This window comes from Ferruginibacter sp. (assembly GCF_014377975.1).
Taxonomy (GTDB): domain Bacteria; phylum Bacteroidota; class Bacteroidia; order Chitinophagales; family Chitinophagaceae; genus Ferruginibacter.
Genome location: NZ_JACMOO010000017.1, coordinates 1 through 3,599 on the forward strand (window position 1 = coordinate 1; position 3,599 = coordinate 3,599).

Sequence of the window (3,599 nt, forward strand, 5' to 3'; positions counted from 1 at the left end):
GGCATTTACCAATGGAGGTGTTTGCTTATACATGCTTCCTGCCTGTCCGTTTACATAAGTAGTGTTGTTGTAATTGTCTAATACCTGCAATTCGTAACCGCCGGCTCCCCATGGAAGTGCTGCTAAAAAAATACCACTGTTACCTCGGGCCTGCCCACTGCCGGTAACGTTGGCGGGAATGCGGTATTCAATGTGTAATTGAAAATCCGTAAATGAACGCTTTGTCTGCAAGTCGCCGTTGGCTTTATTTACCGTCATGCAATTATCAGCCACCGTCCATTTGTTATTCGAAGTGCTGTCATTGGTTGGCGCCCATTGATCAAGATTTTTTCCATCAAACAATACTATTGCATCAGAAGGCGGTACACCATACCCACTGCCGGGTGTGATGATTTTTGGCACGGGCATATAATATTCAGTGTCTTCGGGTTTTGCATTTTGTGCATGAATGTTTAAAAAGCTACCCAACAAAATTGCTGTAAAAAATAGGTGTTGTTTCATTGTTTAAATATTGATTTTGTTTTGAAATAATCTATACTACTTTGTAATCTTAATGAGGTGGTTAATTCGCTAAAATAATGCTTGCTGCAGGCACTTATTTACTTTTTTACCTTGGTGCAAAAAACTAACAAAAAAATCAAGACTGTACTTAATACCCAATTAACCGATCCTTAATATTATAATTTAATCAAATGCTTTAAATATTTCCTTTCTTCAATTCGCTTACTGCATACTCCGACGCCCTTGCTGTTAATGCCATGTAAGTTAAGGATGGATTCTGGCAGGCGCTGGATGTCATACAAGCGCCGTCGGTTACAAATACATTCAATGCGTCCCATACCTGGTTGTGTCCGTTCAATACTGATGTTTTTGGATCATTACCCATGCGTGCAGAACCCATTTCATGAATGCCCTGGCCAATGTTATAATCTTTATCCCAGGTAGTAACATTTTTTACACCCGCTGCTTCAAACATTGCCACCAGTTCTTTAATGATGTCTTTGCGCATCTTTAATTCGTTTTCTTTCAATCCTGCATCCATCGTTAATACAGGTAAGCCCCATTTATCCTTCACCGTTTTATTCAATGAAATCTTATTATCATGATAAGGTAATATTTCGCCAAACCCGGTGGCCCCTATACTCCATGCACCTGGTTCTGTCAGCGCTTCTTTAAAATTTCCGCCTATATTTAATTCTGCAACCTCACGACTCCAGCCTTCCCTGCTGGCGCTTCCCTGGTAACCGTAGCCTCTTAAGAAATCTCTTTTATCGCCATACAAATTTGCAAAGCGGGTGATGTAAAAACCATTCGCCCTGCGGCCATAAGTGGTTTTATCTTCAAACCCTTCTATTGTTCCCTGTGCACCCAGCATGTAATGGTGGTCCATAATGTTATGCCCTAATTCACCGCTGCTGCTGCCCAATCCATCCTGCCAAATATCTGTTGCAGTATTCATCAATACCCATGCACTGTTTAAGGTTGAGGCATTCAGGAAAAGAATTTTTGCATTGAACTCGTAAGTTTTATTATTTTCTGCATCCAGCACTTCTACGCCCGTTGCCTTCTTTGTATTTTTATCGTACAAAATTTTGGTAACAATACTCCAGGGCCTCACCGTTAAATTTCCGGTTGCCGTGGCCGCAGGTAAAGTAGATGACTGCGTACTAAAATAGCCGCCAAACGGACAACCTTCCCAACAACGGTTTCTGTACTGGCATTGTGTTCTGGCCTGCAAAGGTGCAGTTAAGTTTGCTACGCGACCAATGATCATGTGGCGGTCTTTGTATTGCTGTTTTATTCTTGCGGCTACATCTTTCTCAACGATGTTCAACTCCATCGGTGGCAAAAAATGGCCGTCGGGTAAATGGGGCAGGCCTTCTATTGAACCGCTGATGCCAGCGAATTTTTCGACATAATCATACCAGGGAGCCATGTCCTTGTACCGAACCGGCCAGTCAACCGCAATACCATCTTTTGCATTGGCTTCAAAATCAATATCGCTTAAGCGATAACTCTGGCGGCCCCATAAAAGTGAACGCCCTCCTAGTTGGTAACTGCGCCACCAGGCGAAGGGTTTTTCCTGAACATAGGGGCAATCTTTTTCATTTACCCAGCTATCCAAAATGGCTTCCTGCGCAGCAGTGCCATACATAGCCCAATCTCTTGAAATTACAGGATTGTCTTTTTTATATTGCAGTGGCGCCTTGCCGCGGTGAGGAAAATCCCATGGATTTTTACTGGCAGACACATAATCTTTTATATGTTCATGCGGACGGCCCCGCTCCAGCATCAATACTTTTAATCCTTTTTCTGTAAGTTCCTTTGCGGCCCATCCGCCACTGATACCGGAGCCAATTACAATGGCATCGTAGGTATTTTGTGTAACCGATTTATTGTTAACGTTTGTGGAGTCACCTGGCATAACTTCTTTTTTATATAGTTATTGAAAATTATCTTTTACAGAATTGCCTAATTTATTTTACAATGTAAGATTGTTATATCAACTAAAATCATTTGAAAATGCTTTTAACATTACAGTAAGCGGGGCCGCTATCATAACTCAGAGATTTCAATTTTACGGTAATAAATTTCAGCTCCTTCGGATTGTATCAAAATTTTTCCTTTTGTTACACTCGGATCTTCTCCTTCATTTACTACAACCCCATTTACCAGATAAGTTATTTTTCCTTTGTTGGCAATTACTTCCACCCGGTTCCATTCACCCGTTGGCTTTTCTGCATTTTTTTTCTTAAATATCCTGTGAAAATTCTCGGGAATACTTCGCTTACCGTCCACCATAATGGTGGTTTGACTGATGAGCCACATGTCTCCCACATCTCCTTCCTGTATCTGGCATTCGATTGATTTTGGCCAAACGGTATCTTTGGCATCAGCAGGCATATAATAACAGATCCCGTTGTCTCTTTTGGTTGTATCTGCATCTCTTGGCGGATATTTTTTTACGCCCCATTTAAATTCTGCCACCAAATGAAAATTGTTAAACTCCTTTTCAGTAGCGATATACCCAAACTCTTTTCCTGAAATGTGCAGCAATCCTTCTTCAATATTGAATACTTTTTCAGGATCATTATTCTTACCTTTTGATCCAAGAAAGCTGTACCAGCCATTAAAATTTTTACCATTAAACAAGGGCTCCATATTCTTTTATACCTGTTGCGCATTTGCATAAACACAGGTAAATAAAAATAAACAACTAACCAACGTTTTTTTCATATGTGCAAGCTTTATGGGTGAATTTATTTTTATTTTTTGATCGTTTCAAAAATCTTTGGTGCTTCGTTATTCATCGAAAAAATGATCAGATTTTTTTTGCCTGCTTTTACAGGAGTAATATTTCTTACCTGGCCTTTTACCAATATTCCGCTTTGTTCTGCACTAATTGCTTTAAAATTTCCTTTGCCATCACCCTTCAGTAACAAGCCATAGCTGGCATCGTAAATACCTACCTCTGGTTTGCTCTGGTAAAAATTACCGCCCAGTAAAATATCTGCCTTTCCATCGCCATCGTAATCACTAACCGATATACCGCTTACGGTAGAAAACTGGGCTTCTACCGGTAACGGTTTTAAGGTGAA

The 3,599-nt window shown here is 40.5% G+C and carries 4 protein-coding genes; all 4 read right to left on the reverse strand.

Annotated features, from left to right (window positions below; translation table 11 throughout):
• The coding region (locus H7254_RS01145; protein WP_301931231.1) for a DUF1080 domain-containing protein at window positions 1-501 on the reverse strand (501 nt) is incomplete at its 3' end.
• Window positions 502-697: 196 nt separating this feature from the next.
• Window positions 698-2,425 carry a GMC oxidoreductase gene (locus tag H7254_RS01150; protein WP_301931232.1) on the reverse strand — a complete coding sequence of 576 codons (1,728 nt, stop codon included), beginning with the start codon at window positions 2,423-2,425 and terminating at the stop codon, window positions 698-700.
• A gap of 131 nt (window positions 2,426-2,556) precedes the next feature.
• Window positions 2,557-3,162: a DUF1080 domain-containing protein gene (locus H7254_RS01155; RefSeq protein WP_301931233.1), complete on the reverse strand. Its 606-nt coding sequence runs from the start codon at window positions 3,160-3,162 to the stop codon at window positions 2,557-2,559.
• Between the two features lie 104 nt (window positions 3,163-3,266).
• On the reverse strand, window positions 3,267-3,599 hold a 333-nt coding region (locus tag H7254_RS01160), incomplete at its 5' end, for a hypothetical protein (RefSeq protein ID WP_301931234.1).

Bases quoted from the DNA above. Each gene is read 5' to 3' on its own strand.
- H7254_RS01150 (WP_301931232.1), bottom strand. From the start codon at position 2,425: ATGCCAGGTGACTCCACAAACGTTAACAATAAATCGGTTACACAAAAT.
- H7254_RS01155 (WP_301931233.1), bottom strand. From the start codon at position 3,162: ATGGAGCCCTTGTTTAATGGTAAAAATTTTAATGGCTGGTACAGCTTT.